Source organism: Olsenella sp. AGMB03486 (genome assembly GCF_040884255.1).
Taxonomy (GTDB): domain Bacteria; phylum Actinomycetota; class Coriobacteriia; order Coriobacteriales; family Atopobiaceae; genus Olsenella_L; species Olsenella_L kribbiana.
In genome coordinates this window covers 102,991-116,964 of the sequence record NZ_JBEVTM010000004.1, presented here as the reverse complement: position 1 = coordinate 116,964, position 13,974 = coordinate 102,991, and the positions used below count along the sequence as shown (strand labels likewise).

14 protein-coding genes are annotated in these 13,974 nt (G+C 60.0%); 11 read left to right on the top strand and 3 right to left on the bottom strand.

All coding sequences use genetic code 11. The annotated features are described in order from the left end of the window. The first annotated feature begins 14 nt into the window (after positions 1–14). Positions 15–749: a carboxymuconolactone decarboxylase family protein gene (locus tag ABVS03_RS03265; RefSeq protein WP_368018020.1), complete on the top strand. Its 735-nt coding sequence runs from the start codon at positions 15–17 to the stop codon at positions 747–749. Positions 750–1,227: 478 nt separating this feature from the next. On the opposite strand, the gene ABVS03_RS03260 is transcribed toward ABVS03_RS03265, so the two are convergent. Then, entirely contained in the window at positions 1,228–2,106 is an 879-nt protein-coding gene (locus ABVS03_RS03260; protein WP_368018019.1) for a LysR family transcriptional regulator, read from the bottom strand. Between the two features lie 1,080 nt (positions 2,107–3,186). Here ABVS03_RS03260 and ABVS03_RS03255 point away from each other — a divergent pair. The 6 genes from ABVS03_RS03255 to ABVS03_RS03230 all read left to right on the top strand — a co-directional run bounded on the left by ABVS03_RS03255 (position 3,187) and on the right by ABVS03_RS03230 (position 7,441). Further along, positions 3,187–3,837, top strand: coding sequence for a TetR/AcrR family transcriptional regulator (locus ABVS03_RS03255; protein ID WP_368018018.1), 651 nt, complete (start codon positions 3,187–3,189; stop codon positions 3,835–3,837). Positions 3,838–4,119: 282 nt separating this feature from the next. Beyond that, positions 4,120–4,551, top strand: a complete 432-nt coding sequence (locus tag ABVS03_RS03250) for a PTS sugar transporter subunit IIA (protein WP_368018017.1) — start codon at positions 4,120–4,122, stop codon at positions 4,549–4,551. A gap of 51 nt (positions 4,552–4,602) precedes the next feature. Next, entirely contained in the window at positions 4,603–5,100 is a 498-nt protein-coding gene (locus tag ABVS03_RS03245) for a PTS system mannose/fructose/N-acetylgalactosamine-transporter subunit IIB (RefSeq protein WP_368018016.1), read from the top strand. 36 nt (positions 5,101–5,136) lie between these two features. Beyond that, a complete protein-coding gene (locus ABVS03_RS03240) occupies positions 5,137–6,006 on the top strand; it encodes a PTS mannose/fructose/sorbose/N-acetylgalactosamine transporter subunit IIC (RefSeq protein WP_368018015.1) in 870 nt (289 codons plus the stop codon). Between the two features lie 2 nt (positions 6,007–6,008). Then, positions 6,009–6,905: a PTS system mannose/fructose/sorbose family transporter subunit IID gene (locus tag ABVS03_RS03235; RefSeq protein ID WP_368018014.1), complete on the top strand. Its 897-nt coding sequence runs from the start codon at positions 6,009–6,011 to the stop codon at positions 6,903–6,905. Positions 6,906–6,994: 89 nt separating this feature from the next. Next, positions 6,995–7,441, top strand: a complete 447-nt coding sequence (locus ABVS03_RS03230; protein WP_368018013.1) for a hypothetical protein — start codon at positions 6,995–6,997, stop codon at positions 7,439–7,441. Positions 7,442–7,501: 60 nt separating this feature from the next. Here ABVS03_RS03230 and ABVS03_RS03225 read toward each other — a convergent pair whose 3' ends face one another. After that, positions 7,502–8,311, bottom strand: a complete 810-nt coding sequence (locus ABVS03_RS03225; protein ID WP_368018012.1) for a Cof-type HAD-IIB family hydrolase — start codon at positions 8,309–8,311, stop codon at positions 7,502–7,504. A 129-nt stretch (positions 8,312–8,440) separates the two neighbouring features. On the opposite strand from ABVS03_RS03225, the gene ABVS03_RS03220 reads away from it, so the two are divergent. The 3 genes from ABVS03_RS03220 to ABVS03_RS03210 all read left to right on the top strand — a co-directional run bounded on the left by ABVS03_RS03220 (position 8,441) and on the right by ABVS03_RS03210 (position 11,064). After that, a complete protein-coding gene (locus tag ABVS03_RS03220) occupies positions 8,441–9,226 on the top strand; it encodes a GntR family transcriptional regulator (RefSeq protein WP_368018011.1) in 786 nt (261 codons plus the stop codon). Between the two features lie 281 nt (positions 9,227–9,507). Next, a complete protein-coding gene (locus tag ABVS03_RS03215) occupies positions 9,508–9,981 on the top strand; it encodes a flavodoxin (protein ID WP_368018010.1) in 474 nt (157 codons plus the stop codon). Between the two features lie 63 nt (positions 9,982–10,044). After that, complete coding sequence (locus tag ABVS03_RS03210) at positions 10,045–11,064, top strand: DUF362 domain-containing protein (protein ID WP_368018009.1); 1,020 nt, start codon at positions 10,045–10,047, stop codon at positions 11,062–11,064. A 79-nt stretch (positions 11,065–11,143) separates the two neighbouring features. On the opposite strand, the gene ABVS03_RS03205 is transcribed toward ABVS03_RS03210, so the two are convergent. Further along, positions 11,144–12,691 (bottom strand): DUF2252 domain-containing protein, encoded by a 1,548-nt coding sequence (locus tag ABVS03_RS03205; protein WP_368018008.1) that lies wholly within the window; start codon positions 12,689–12,691, stop codon positions 11,144–11,146. Between the two features lie 165 nt (positions 12,692–12,856). Here ABVS03_RS03205 and ABVS03_RS03200 point away from each other — a divergent pair, with 165 nt between their 5' ends. Next, the gene (locus ABVS03_RS03200) at positions 12,857–13,927 is read left to right on the top strand and encodes a M42 family metallopeptidase (RefSeq protein WP_368018007.1); all 1,071 of its coding nucleotides are present in this window, start codon (positions 12,857–12,859) and stop codon (positions 13,925–13,927) included. Positions 13,928–13,974 lie beyond the last annotated feature (47 nt).

The window sequence follows — 13,974 nt, the reverse complement described above, 5'->3', positions numbered from 1 at the left end:
GGAAAGGGATTGCAATGAAGCAGACAGCAGGACGCGATCAGCTCGGAACCTTCGCACCGGAGTTCGCCCATCTGAACGACGATATCCTCTTCGGAGAGGTGTGGGACCAGGAAGCGCTCTCCACGAAGACGAAGTGCATGCTCACAGTCACGACCCTCATGGCACAGGGCATCACGGACTCCTCGCTTCTCTACCATCTCCAGAACGCAAAGAAGCACGGCGTGACGCGTGCCGAGATCGCAGCTCTCATCACCCATGTCACGATGTATGCCGGCTGGCCGAAGGGCTGGGCTGTCTTCAACCTCGCGAAGCAGGTCTGGACCGAGGACGAGGAAGGCGCCGTGACCTCTCCCGAAGGCCTTTCCGAGGACTTCCCGGTGGGCGACCCGAATACGGCCTATGTGAAGTTCTTCATCGGCAACAGCTATCTGGCATCGCTCGGAGACCCGCAGCTTGGTGCCTGCAACGTGACCTTCGAGCCGGGCTGCCGCAACAACTGGCACGTGCATCACAAGGGTGGCCAGGTCCTCATCTGCATCGCAGGCGAGGGCTGGTACCAGGAGTGGGGCAAGCCGGTCCAGAAGCTTACGCCGGGCGATGTCGTGAGCATTGCACCCGAGGTCAAGCACTGGCATGGCGCAACAAAGGATTCCTGGTTCCAGCACATCGCGCTCGCGGTGCCGGCAGAGGGCGCCACGAACGAGTGGCTCGAGCCGGTCGAGGACAAGGATTACCTGGCACTTGCCTAGAGATGGCCAGACGGGAGGGCCTGGAGGCACCATTGCTCCAGGCCCTCTTCCCATAGCTGGAACATCTCGGCATCCGGAGTCTGCTGTGTGGCTTATCCGGTAGCGGGCAGGCTCTGCATGCACGGAACGGGCAGAGGTAAGGCTGCCTGTTCCTCTGCACGAAGGCAAAGACGGGAAGAGCTGTCGGGCTCTCCTGCTCCGTGCTATCAGATGCTGGCAGCATGCATGAGGTGCTTTTGCCACCAGCTGCAGCTGCCGCAAAGCCAAAGAAGCCGCGTCCGGGACATGGCGGCACAACCAAGCACTGACAGTCGTCTTGCAGCCAGCCAGATCTTGGAGGAGCGTGCCTGCGACGCGTGGACTAAATGGCAGAATCCGCTGCTTCGCGCCTGCCAGGCTCCTGCTCGGCAGCCGGATGACAGTGCCACGTTCTGAGACTCTGCAATCCTGTCTGAACTGCACAAGGAAAGGAACCTCTTCAGCACTCGGCTACGACGCGGCGCATCTCGCTGATGAAGGCCTCTCCTGTCTTCGAGAGGAGACGGAACTTCTTCCAGATGAGGTGGGCGCCTGCTGTGAGCGCCGGCTCGAGAGGCACGAAGACAAGGTCGTCAGGGCAGACGCCTTCGATCGAGATGGCAGAAGCCAGGCCATCGCGTACAAGCAGCAGGGCGTTGCCGATCATATCGAAGCGGGCAACGATGTGGCAGCTTCCCTCTTGGAGCACACCAGAAGACCAGGAGATGAGGTCGAAGGTCTCGTGTGCCGTACGGGAGGAGACCATTAGGTCGAGGCCTTCGAGGTCTTCCGGATGGACGCTGGCTTTTCGTGCCAGCGGGTGGTCAGGACGAACAAGGAGACCGACACGTTCCTTCCGGGGAAGCTCGAGGTGGTCGTACTTGTCGACCTTGAAGGGATCGAGCACGACAGCAAAATCCACGACGCCCCGTTCGAGCTGCTCCTCGATCGTGTCGGCATTGCCGGTCGAGAGGTTGAGATTGACTTTGGGGTGGAGTGCCTGGAGCTGGCGGAATGCCTCGACCACAGAAGACATGGCCTGGGTCTCTGCTGCGCCGATGCGGACCGTGCCCTGGAGCTCTGCACCAGGACCCACTTCGGACTCGGTCTGCTCCACAAGCGCCAGAATCTCCTCTGCACGCTGGCGGAGCCTCATGCCGTCTTCGGTGAGCGTCGTCGAGCGGTTCGTGCGCCTGAAGAGTGTGCATCCCAGTTCCTGTTCGAGCTCCGCAATCTGGCGCGAGAGCGTCGGCTGTGTCACATGCAGGACATTGGCTGCCTCTGTCATGCTCTCTTCGCGGGCGACCGCCAAGAAGTATCTGAGAGTCCTTATCTCCATAGCAACGCTCCACTGCAAGATGCATCAAAACGACCTGTTTCCCAGTTCAGAACAATTATCAGCCAAGGAGTGGCTGCAGCTGTCCAGAACGGCAGAAAACACGTCATGACAGTCTGTGCTGCCATGGCACGGCAAGGCGATGGTATCGCCGGCCTTTCCGTCCGGCGGGAATGCAGCGCTTGCTCAGCGAGCAGGGAAGCTGGAGAGACATGGCCGAATGGGTGCCTGGCGGCACGTTGCCTGGACAGGCGAAGACCTGTCCTCCAGAGCGGATCTGTGCCGGTTCGATGAGGCTGGCTGCTCCTGGAGGCCGTGAGGCTCTCTGGCAGACCAGCCCTGGATGGAATGGCAAGAAATCATCGAACCTGAGCCTTTGAGGAGGAGCTCCGAGACAAATCATCGGCATGCGGAGCGGGACATGTTCTCTGGACAGGTCTGCTGCTTTTTTTCAGCAGCCGTCATCGAATCTGCACAGGCCATTCGCAGCCCTGTGCAAGGCACCTCATGATCCAGTGCCGTGCCCATGCGCTCAGGGAGGACCGACTCTGATGCTCTTAGGGGAGGCACGCCTGGCTGTCCTGGCAATATGTCCGAACGCTGCCCGGAGCGCAGGCGCAGCCTCCCTGCTGCGTACCAAGGCTTTCGTTGCTGCCGAGCAGGGTATGCATCCAACGCATATTTAATATTTGATATGGATTTATTAGTATAGCAACTTTACAATTATGCAGAAGGGCAAGGGTCTGCCAAAGCAGGGAGGCAGGCGCCAGGCAATCCTTCGGAATCTCTGGTGGCATCAGATCCTGAGGCCTAGATGGGTGGCCATGTCTCAGGAAGACTGCGTGCCCCTCGCGGCCAGCAGGTTCGAGCCGGTCTCGCAGAGGATGGGCGTCGAGCGGCGCATTCCGAAGCACTGGCTGGCTGCATGGCATTTCTGCTGACACAGACTCATCCATGATAGTCCGGTTCAGTGCAGTTGCTGTGGAAGAGACGCGATGTTCAGTTTGCGTGGTCCTGCGACCGTCCTGAAGAGTTAGGGTATCCTACACAGCGAAGCGAGAGGCTCGACGACGAGGTTGCTCAATGGATAGTGCGCGTCAAAGAATCGAGGAAACAGCGGTCACGTTGTTCAATGCGGAAGGCTATGACGCAGTCTCTCTGAGAGAGATTGCCGTTGCCGCAGACACGACGATCGGCAACCTGACCTATCACTTCCATACAAAAGCAGATCTTCTGGAAGCCGTCATGTCGGAGCCGCTTGAAGGCTATATCGCGCTCCTGGATACGACGCTCAAAGGCCATGAGCTGCTTGAGCGCTTCGTCGACCTCTTTGTCATGGGCAGCGAGATGGCAGAACGCTACCCCTTCTATTTCAAGCTCGGAACGGCGGTCCCCGTCACGAAGCGGGGAAAGAATGGCCAGAAGAAGTCGCGCCGTCTCACAAGCTCGCTCCTGTCCCGCGAGCTCCAGAGCTACTATACCCGCGGGCTCAAGCGCCTGCGCAAGGATGGCTATCTGAGCACCAAGCTCTCGGACTGGAGTCTCGGCGTGATGGCATCGACGATCGTGACGGTCGAGTCGAGCTGGGTGCTCGACGCAAAGGCAGACCATACGAAGAATGCCCGCCCGATCCGCATGGCAGATGCGCTCTGCGGCGTCCTGCTTCCGGCAATCGAGCCGGAACACCGGGATGAATACATCTCGATCTGCGAGCAGCACGGGGTCTCGTTCTGATTCGTCCAGTCAGCTGATGTGACTTCTGCCGCCGGGGACCGCATCCATGCGGTCCCCGGTTGCTGTTGTGGAGAACTTCTGCATTGATGACTTACAGACCTGCATTGGTTAACGAAAATACCGCTTGCGCTAAATAGGCTACCGTTCACCGCTGTTCAAGAATACCCAGTACAACGTACTGGAGCCGTGCTATAAATGTCACAGTACATTGTACTGCAGCTGCCCGGGAGCTGGAACAGTGTGCTGCATCTGCAGCGTCTTGGCCGAGTGGGAGGATTGGCTATGAGATACCTGCTACTGGTAAGCCATGGAACGATGGCACCAGGCGTATCGAGCGTTCTAGACATGCTGGTGGGACATCACGACAACGTGCTCGTGTGCAACATGCCTGACGGCATGGGGGCAGACAAGTTCGTCGAGAACCTCAAGGAGGTTCTGGCGCCTGTTGGCGCAGACGACGAGATTGTCGTGCTCGGCGATGTTATCGGCGGCTCTCCGCTGACGAACACGATGAATGTCCTCACCGAAAAGGGCCTTCTTGCTCATACCCATGCCTTCGGCGGCCTGAGCCTGCCTATGGCAATCACTGCTGTGATGGGCGACGACGTCGCCTTCGACGAGCTGGCTTCCCAGATTGTCGATGAGGGACGTGCGGCCATCCGCGAAATCGAGATCGACCTCGGCGACGACGAGGACGACGAGGAAGACCTGTAAGAGGCGCAGAACGGAGCCAGAAGGGCTCCGGGCAAAGAAAGGGGAGGGGACATGATTTCATTTGTCCGCATCGACGATCGCATGATCCATGGTCAGACCGTCACCAGATGGGCACTGGAGTACCCCTGCGACGGCATCATTGCCGTGAACGATGCTGCGGCATCGAACAAGGTGCTGAAGTCTGCCTACAAAGGCGCAGCTCCTGACAAGAAGATCTTCGTCTGGACCAAGGAGCACTTCAAGGAGAAGGCACAGAAGGTGCTCGAGAGCAGCTCCCGCTATTTCCTCATCACGAAGAACCCGCTCGATATGAAGTGGATCCTCTGCGACCTGGGCTTTGTCCCCTCCGACGTGAAGACCGTCATCGTCGGTCCGTGCAACGACCGTCCGGGTGCCGTGAAGCTGGGCAACAACCAGTCCATCACTCCCGAGGAGGCACAGGCGCTTGAGGACATCACGAAGAAGGGCTACGACGTTGTCTTCGCGCTTCTCAAGGACAACTCGATTGGCCCCTGGTCGAAGTTCCGCGGCCAGTTCGATCTCAAGTAGGCACAGCTTCTGCCTCTGTACGAAGAAAGGAACGCTATGGAAATCAACGTATTCCAGGCAGCATTGCTCGGCGTATTTGCCTGCCTGGCATCTCTGCCCGGCATGGGCGGCACGACGATAGGCAACTATACGCTCGGCCGTCCTCTGGTCGGCGGCCTTGTCGTCGGCCTCATCCTGGGCGATGTCCAGACCGGCATCATCGTCGGCTCTGCAATCCAGGTCGTCTACATCGCACTGGTGACCCCGGGCGGAACGGTCTCCGCCGATGTGCGTGCCGTCACCTATATCGGCATCCCGCTTTCGATTCTTGCTATCCACGCACAGGGGCTCGACCCTGCTTCCACTGAGGCCGCGAACCTCGCTGCAGCACTCGGCGCAGCAGTCGGCACCCTCGGCACCGTCCTGTTCTATGGCACCGCAACGCTCAACCTTGTCTGGCAGGGCATTGGCTGGAAGGTCATGGAGACGAAGGACTGGAACAAGATCAAGAAGACCATTCCTCTGGTCGACGTCGTCTACCCCTGGATTTCCCACATCCTCTTCTCCTTCCTCCCGACCTTCATCATCTGCCTCGCAGGCGCTGGCATGGTCCAGGTCATGAAGGACTACCTGCCTATGGACGGCATCGCGATGAAGACGCTGTTCACCGTCGGCTCCCTGCTTCCTGCTGTCGGTATCGGCATCCTCTGCAAGCAGGTCATCACTAAGCCGCTTGACTGGATCACGTTCGCCTTCGGCTTCACGCTCGCTGCAGTGCTGCACTGCAACCTCATCGCGTCTGCAATCATCGCTGTCTTCTTCGCAATGATCAACTTCGAGATCCAGCAGCTCAGGACGCAGCTCAAGAATGGCACCGTTGCCCTTTCTTCCGGCGACGACGATGACGACGAAGAGGAGGACATCTGATCATGGCAGATATGAACAAGAAGCTGTCCGAGAAGGCGCTTGCGAAGTCCTTCCACAATTGGGCCTACGGCAACCTCACCTGCTTCTCTCAGGAGCACATGCAGACGTTCGGCTATCTGTACGCAATGCTTCCTATCGTGGAGGATCTCTACGAGAAGGATGAAGACAAGGTCAATGCGCTTACGACCTACACGACCTTCTTCAACACCGAGCCGCAGATCGGCACCATGGTCGTCGGCCTGACCGCAGGCCTCGAAGAGGCACGTGCAAACGGCGAGCCTGTCGAGGACGAGACCATCAACGGCATCCGCGCCGGCCTCATGGGCCCGCTCGCCGGACTGGGCGACTCCATCATCGTCGGCACCTTCATCCCCATCCTTCTGGGCATTGCACTCGGCCTTGCCCAGGGCGGCTCTGTCCTTGGCCCGATCTTCTACATCGTGGCCTGGAACGCGATCATGTACTTCGGCATGAAGTTCGCCTATCGCCGTGGCTATGAGCTCGGCGGATCGGCAGTCGAGGCACTGGTCGGCCCGCAGTCCGAAGCTCTGCGCAACTCCATCATCATGGTCGGCACCATCGTAATCGGCGCCGTTGCCGCAACGTGGATCTCCATCGACACGGCACTCATCCTCCCGGGCCTCGGACCCCTGTCCAAGGTTCTCTGGGCAAGCTCGCAGACTGTCTCTGCCGATGCCCTCTCTTCTTCCGGCGCCGTCACGCTCAATGTCTTTGGCTCCGGCATCTACCCGAAGATCCTGAACTTCGTCTTCGTCTACCTCTGCTGGTGGCTCATGACGAAGAAGAAGGTCTCCGCCACGAAGGTCATGCTCATCATGGTCGTTATCGCCTTCGTCGGCGTCCTGGTCGGCTTCTTCGATCCGGGCCTGTCCTACTAGGCACAGCTGCTGTTTTGGAAAGAAGGAAGGCAGGGTATATACCTGCCTTCCTTTTGTATCTGGCCAGAATCTGAAAGGATGGCACTTCGATGGCAGGACACGATGCACAGGCTGAAAAGCGCGCTCAGCTCGTGAGCGAGGCAAGGGCCCAGACCGATGCGATCCAGCGGCTTGAGACCTGGGCCCGGCTCTTCTACGGCCTTCTGGCACTGGGTGTCATCCTCGGCCTGTGGCACTTCACCTATGGCGGACCCTTCGAAGCGGGCGTGGCAGGCATCATCGTCGTTGTCCTCGCAGGCGCAATCAGTGCCGTCTTCCATGTCGGCATCGCGCATGCCAAGACAAACGTCGCGGCGCTCCTGCGTGCGGCAGGCATCGATCTTGCCACAGGACGCCCGATCGACGAGAAGACCGGAAAGCCCATCGGCGCCCCCCAGGAGAAGAAAGCTCCTGCCAAAAGATCGGCTGCTTCGGACTTTGCACAGGCAAAGCAGGCGCTCAAGATCCTCTATGGACGGCAGCCCCAGAAGAAATGATCTCATCGCCGCCTCTCCGCTCCGCCGGGGAGGCGGCTTCATGTTCCTGCCGGATGGCAGCTAGCTCCTCCAGAGCCTGGCGCAGGCTTCGGCGACGCCGTCTTCGTCGTTCGTGCCACAGACGAAGTCTGCCTTCTCCTTGACCGCAGGGACTGCATTTCCCATCGCAATGGCTATGCCCGCCGCGTCGAGCATCGGAAGGTCGTTCGCTGCATCGCCTATGGCGGCAGTCTCTGCGGGGGCTATGCCGAGGTTGGAGCAGACATCGGCGACGGCGGTTGCCTTCGAAATACCCGCGGCATTCACCTCGACGAGGATGTCGGAGGATGTCGAGACATGGAGCGCGCCGAAGCGCTGCCTCAGGGCATCGCGGACAGAAAGGGTGGCCTCGGGTCTGCAGATGAAGAGGATCTTTCCGACGGTCTCGTCCTCTTCGAGCGCTTCGGGCCCTCCTTCCTGGGAAGTCGTCTGGACAATGCGCTCCTCGCGCGCAATCCGGGGATCCTTTCTGCTCTTCACATACCAGTGCTGTGCGGTGTAGACCCCTGCAGCAGCGGCATCGCCAAAGCGCTCTTCGACAAACTGCACGATGGAAAGCGCAAGTGCGCGGCCGAATCCGTGCTCGGCAAGCGTCCTGCCACATTCGTCGACCAAAAGCCCTCCGCCATACGCTGATATCCAGACGCCTTCGAGGCCGTTCGACCTGACGAGCGGCATCATGCCCTGGGGGCTTCTTGAAGAGGCAAGCACGACCGTGCATCCTCGGTCCATGCAGTCCCTGAAAGAGCGCGCTACCGCCTTGCTCATGGTGTGGTCGCTTCTGATGGCCGTGCCATCGATATCGCTGAACAGGGCCTTGATTGCTGCCATATGAAGATCCTCCCTTTCATGCTCTGTGGCACCAGCGTAGAGGAGGCGGCAGCGTCACTGCGCGCTGCCAGCACAAAAGGTATTATGGATACATACCAATGATGCCAAGATGAAACCAAAGGAGCGGCAATGGATGCGCTTGGGCTCATCGTGCAGGACGGACTCGATCCGGCATCTTCCCTGACACTTCGGGCACAGATTGAGAGCCGCATACGGCAGCTCATAGCGGCAGGCGCCCTTGTACAGGGGAGCCGCCTTCCTGCGGAGCGGCAGCTGGCAGATGGCCTGGGCGTGTCGCGGACGACCATACGGCTTGTCTATGAGGCGCTTGCGGAAGACGGCCTGGTTTCAAGGACGCCCGGACGTGGCACGTATGTCCTCTCTGCCATCTCGAACGCCTCGGATGGCTATGGCTACAGCTTCACGGCAGAGATGCTTGCCCAAGGAAGAACGCCTGGCTCCCGCATCATCGGCTTCGGCCAGATTGCAGCAGACCGGGAGAAGGCCTCCGCGCTCGAAGTCGCGGAAGGAGACCCGCTCTGGGAGATACGCCGGGTCAGGCTTGCCGACGGGATGCCCGTATCCTACCACTGCATCTATATACCGCAATGCCGCCTTTCCTGCCTCGAGAGAAAGGATCTGGAGGGGTCGCTGCAGCGTGTGCTGGCAGAGAGGGAAGGTCTGGTCCCCGCTTCGATGGATGGCATATATGAAGCAGTGACGCTCGATGCCCAGCAGGCGCGGATGCTCGGGACCCGGCGCAATGCCGCAGCGCTCAAGCTCGTGCGCATCAATTATTCTTCGTCTGGCATTCCCTACGAGCTTGCCTACATCCTGTCCCGTGCAGACCGCTACCGCCTCGATGTGCATTTCGGGCATGGATCCTCGTCCTTCCGCAAGGTCCTGAAGAAATAGCGGCTCATGCCATCTCTTCCAGTTCCTGTCCTGGCTTATGGCATGAGAGGCGTGTTTCAGGGGATCCTTCGGATCCTGCTTTGCCTCTCATGCTGCAGTAATCTGGCAGACAGGCCGGTCCCGTTCCTGAGGCTTCGGGCCGTCTCAGGAGATGCGGCTTGAGCTGGTCGGGCAGCCCTGCCATACGGACAGAGCATGGCAAGCTTCCTCTCTAGGCATTTCACACGGGCGGCAGGCTGGCTTACGCTTGATGCAGAAAACAAAGAGAGGGGATATTGCAGATGGCCCACACCCTGGTGGCATATTTCAGCGCTTCGGGCACGACAAAGCGCGTGGCAGAACGTCTTGCAGAAGCGGCAGGGGCAGACCTCTTCAGGATCGAGCCTGAGACGCCCTATACGTCGGCAGACCTCAACTGGCGCGACCGCCATTCGCGCACGACACAGGAGAAGAATGACCGCAGCATCCGTCCTGCCCTTAAGGGCACGATGCCTGATGTGTCTGGCTACGACGTCGTCTATGTCGGATTCCCGATTTGGTGGTACACGGCACCGAACATCGTGAACACGTTCCTCGAGTCAGCTGATTTCTCGGGCAAGACGATCGTGCCGTTTGCAACCTCGGGCGGAAGCAATGCAGCAGCTTCTACGCGCGACCTTGCGCCGTCTGCTCCGGGAGCTCACGTCGAATCAGGCGTGCTCCTGAATGGCGCATCGGATGCTCGTCTTGCGAAGCTTGTAGAGCAGTATGCCTAAAGAGGACGGTCTGGATGCATCCATTGTCCCCATGATGGGAGCAACGGATTTCGGAAGGAAGAGGTGGAGCATGGGAGCGAAGCCCCAGCCCGGCACAGGCGGAATATCTATGTCCCCTATGAGGAACGCACGGGCAACGAATCGATCGTCTATTTCACCCGCGATCTTTCTGCCCAGGGCCTGGCACGTGCCTATGAGCAGGTGAATGGCAACATCCACGGGAAGGTGGGGCTCAAGCTCCACACCGGAGAGCAGCATGGACCGAACATCCTTCCTAGGGACTGGGTCAAGTCTCTTCGTGAGAAGGAGCCTGAGCTTCAGGATTCCCATATCGTCGAGACGAACACCTACTACGAGGGCGACCGCTATACGACCGAGCAGCACCGAAAGACGCTCGAGGTCAATGGCTGGACGTTCTGCCCTGTCGACATTATGGATGAGGACGGCGTGGCAGACCTGCCGGTTCTGGGCGGCAAATGGTTCGACACGATCGGTGTGGGCGACCACATGCTGAGCTATGACTCCCTGGTCGTGCTCACGCACTTCAAAGGCCATACGATGGGTGGCTTCGGCGGCTCGAACAAGAACATCGGCATCGGCTGCGCTGACGGCCGCCGCGGCAAGGCACAGATCCATACGACGCCGGGGTCGTCCAACATGTGGGATATTGCCGAAGAGGAGCTCATGGAGCGCATCAGCGAGTCTGCAAAGGCGACCGTAGACTTCTTCTCGTCTGAGGGACGCTCCATCACCTTCGTGAACGTGCTCAGGAACATGTCGGTCTCCTGCGACTGCGAAGGCGTCCATGCCCAGCCGGTCGTGACGCCGAATGTCGGCATCCTTGCCTCGACGGATATGCTTGCGGCAGACCAGGCTTCGGTCGATATGGTCTTCGCGATGAAGCCGGAAGAGAACCACGACCTCGTGGAGAGGATGACAACAAGGCACGGGCTCAGGCAGCTCTCCTATATGAAGGAGCTCGGCATCGGCAATGACCGCTACGTGCTGATCGATCTCGATCACGACGGCAGGCGCATGAGCGTCGAGGAAGCTGTAGCCAACCTCACGCCGTTTGCAGGCTAGAGAAGCACTTCAAGAGATGGCAAAGCGGAGAAGCCCGAAAGCATGGGCTTCTCCGCTTTGTTGCGTTTCCATGCGTCTCTTAGCAGAACCTGCCCTGCTTCCTGGCAGCGAGAAACGCCTCATAGTCTTCTTCGGTCTGGTCGGCGTAGGCATGGGCAAACGTGCAGAAGGCATCGTCCATCGCCGTGTCGCGTCCCAGATAGGAGGCAATAGCGAAGCGGTCGCCGGTTCTTGCGTGCGCCCGGGCAAGCGTCCAGCCGCAGAGGGCAGCAAGATGTGTCAGGCGGTGGGCATCGATCTTCGTGAGGTCAGGCGCCCCCTTGCCGTCCCAGAGCTGGCGTACGTAGTAGTCATGCATGCGGCCATCCTCGGCAGGAAGCCTCGTCCAGCCCAGAAGGAGGTCCGAGGAGACCTCGATGGCGCGCTGTCCTTCTACGACGCGCTGCCCCTGCTCGGCATAGCCGCTCTTCCCGACATAGCGCTCGAGGACGGAGGGCACGGCCTCCTTGATCTGGAGCACGAGGGAGTCGTCAGCATCCGCTCCCTCAAAGACGCAGATCCAGGCCCTGAGACCGACAGACCCCACGCCCACGACCTTGCGGGCAATATCGACACCGTGGTAGGAGTCAAGGAGCGCCTTCCTGTTATCGGGCAGGGAAGCGCGGTATCCCTTCAAGATTAGGCGGATGAGTCTGGCTGCCGAGTCCTCATGAGCGAACCTCGTGTCCAGGGCAAGCTCGCGCATGATCGTCTCCTTGAAGCCGCTCTCGGAGACCTTTTTCTGGGCAACATCGCGCAGCGGCACGATGAGGGGCGGGTCGCTCACGATTCTGAGCTTCCCGTCCACGACCTCCGTGAACTTCTGGACCGCGCGGGCGCTGTTCTTGCGCTCTGCCTTGCTGAGCGTCTTCTCGAAGGCCTTGCGCTCCGACTTGCCGCCCACTTCCTCGGCAAGGGCCTTCAGATGGTCTGTGTCTGCCTGGGCATACCAGACCTCGAGATTGCCCATCTCGGCAAACTGTGCCATTGCCTGGTGATAGGTGTTCACACAGGCACGTACGGCCTTGTCGGTCTTCTCTCTTGAGAGTCCGAGCACACGGGCACAGACATCGACAGAGGCTGCGAGACGCTTCAGGTCCCACTCCCAGGGGCCGCGTGCTGTCTCGTCGAAGTCGTTGAGGTCGAAGACGCGCTGGCGCTCCGGCGTTGCAAAGATGCCGAAGTTTGCGATATGGGCGTCTCCCGATGCCTGGACACGCAAAGGCGTCATAGGCGTCGTGGCAAGGTCTCCTGCCATCGGAAGGGCACAGCCTCGGTAGAACGCAAAGGGATCCTGTGCCATGCGCTCGTAGCGGATCGGCAGGAGCTCCGGGACGCGATCGGCTGCCTGGCTCTCGAGGAGTCCGAGCGGATCGGGACGTGCCTGGCTCTTCGGCGGCCACATGGCCTGGGCCTCTGCTGGCACTTCCTCGCGGAGCTTTGCACCATAGATCCTTGACTCGTCAGGAGTGCGCTGCTCCTGCTCGAGGAATGCTGCTGCAAGAAGCGACGAGATCTTGTGCGCTGCCGCATCGGCAAGCGCGCTCCTGCCTGCAGACGTGCCTGTCCCTGCTGAATCTTCTGGCATATGTCCCTGCCTTCCTCTGGAGTTCCGTGCATAACGACTGTACTCCTCGAAGGCATGAGGTGCTGCCGCGATGCATTTCCAGCTGGTGACTGAAGAGACGTGCCTGCTGCGAGATGCCAGGGCTTGGGCTATGGTAGAGGCCGAATCTGGGAGAGGGAGGATGCAATGGATCTGGTACGCGATGAGGTGGCAGAGCTTCTGGGAAAGCTGAGCTCTGCGAAGTCGCCTTCGGGCTTCGAGGATGAGACGGTGGCTGTAGCAAAGGAGTTCTGCGCCGGCTGGGCTGATGTGAAGACGAATTCTTTGATGGATGCCCTGATCTATCCCAGGAGCTTCAGCGGCACGAAGCCGGTCCTCATGCTCGATGCCCATGGAGACGAGGTCGGCGGCATGGTCCGCTCGATCCGCTCGAACGGCACCATGAGCTTCGTCGAGCTCGGGCGCTTCTCGCCCCACGTGCTGGCAGGACAGGATGTCTTCGTGCGCACGACAGAAGGCACGTGGGTCCGTGCCGTCATCGGCGTGAAGCCGCCGCACTTCATGAGCGAAGCGGAGAAGGCTGCCGGCAGAGAGGAGCTCATCCTCGACTGCGGTGCCACATCGAAGGAAGAGGCTATCAAACGCTTCCATATGGGCATGGGCGAGCCCTTCGTGCCGGCGACGCAGTTTGAATACGACAAGGAGCACGGCATTGCTTTCGGCAAGGCCTTCGACTGCCGGGCAGGTGTCGCGGCAATGCTCCTTGCACTCCGGGAGCTCTCGAAGAAAGACCTGCCCTTCGATGTGGTGGCCTCGATCTCGTCGATGGAGGAGGTAGGGGAGCGCGGTGTTGCCGCTGCGGTCAGGACCTTCCAGCCAAAGCTTGCCTTCATGTTCGAGGGCTGCCCGGCAGATGACACCTTCCAGCAAGCAGACGATATCCAGGCAGCGCTCCACAAAGGCCCGATGTTTCGCTACTTCGATTGCTGCATGATAACGAACCCAAGGTACCAGCGCTACGTGCTGGCTACGGCAAGAGAGCATGGCCTCAAGGTGCAGACGAGCGTGCGCGAGGGCGGCGGCACCGATGGAGGCCCTGCACATATGCTCGATGTGCCGAGCGTCGTGGCAGGAGTTCCCTGCCGCTATGTCCATGCAGGATGTGCCATCTGCGCCCTCGATGATATCGAGGAAGCGGCCAAGGTCTGCGTGGCTGTGGCCGAATCGCTCACGCCGGATACGGCAGAAAGCTTCTGACGGGAAGAAGGAGGCAGAGCCTAAGCCCTGCCTCCTTCGGATGCCAT

What these genes read in the sequence shown, in the direction of transcription:
- ABVS03_RS03265 (WP_368018020.1), top strand. Translation starts at nt 15, where the DNA reads ATGAAGCAGACAGCAGGACGCGATCAGCTCGGAACCTTCGCACCGGAG.
- ABVS03_RS03260 (WP_368018019.1), bottom strand. Translation starts at nt 2,106, where the DNA reads ATGGAGATAAGGACTCTCAGATACTTCTTGGCGGTCGCCCGCGAAGAG.
- ABVS03_RS03255 (WP_368018018.1), top strand. Translation starts at nt 3,187, where the DNA reads ATGGATAGTGCGCGTCAAAGAATCGAGGAAACAGCGGTCACGTTGTTC.
- ABVS03_RS03250 (WP_368018017.1), top strand. Translation starts at nt 4,120, where the DNA reads ATGAGATACCTGCTACTGGTAAGCCATGGAACGATGGCACCAGGCGTA.
- ABVS03_RS03245 (WP_368018016.1), top strand. Translation starts at nt 4,603, where the DNA reads ATGATTTCATTTGTCCGCATCGACGATCGCATGATCCATGGTCAGACC.
- ABVS03_RS03240 (WP_368018015.1), top strand. Translation starts at nt 5,137, where the DNA reads ATGGAAATCAACGTATTCCAGGCAGCATTGCTCGGCGTATTTGCCTGC.
- ABVS03_RS03235 (WP_368018014.1), top strand. Translation starts at nt 6,009, where the DNA reads ATGGCAGATATGAACAAGAAGCTGTCCGAGAAGGCGCTTGCGAAGTCC.
- ABVS03_RS03230 (WP_368018013.1), top strand. Translation starts at nt 6,995, where the DNA reads ATGGCAGGACACGATGCACAGGCTGAAAAGCGCGCTCAGCTCGTGAGC.
- ABVS03_RS03225 (WP_368018012.1), bottom strand. Translation starts at nt 8,311, where the DNA reads ATGGCAGCAATCAAGGCCCTGTTCAGCGATATCGATGGCACGGCCATC.
- ABVS03_RS03220 (WP_368018011.1), top strand. Translation starts at nt 8,441, where the DNA reads ATGGATGCGCTTGGGCTCATCGTGCAGGACGGACTCGATCCGGCATCT.
- ABVS03_RS03215 (WP_368018010.1), top strand. Translation starts at nt 9,508, where the DNA reads ATGGCCCACACCCTGGTGGCATATTTCAGCGCTTCGGGCACGACAAAG.
- ABVS03_RS03205 (WP_368018008.1), bottom strand. Translation starts at nt 12,691, where the DNA reads ATGCCAGAAGATTCAGCAGGGACAGGCACGTCTGCAGGCAGGAGCGCG.
- ABVS03_RS03200 (WP_368018007.1), top strand. Translation starts at nt 12,857, where the DNA reads ATGGATCTGGTACGCGATGAGGTGGCAGAGCTTCTGGGAAAGCTGAGC.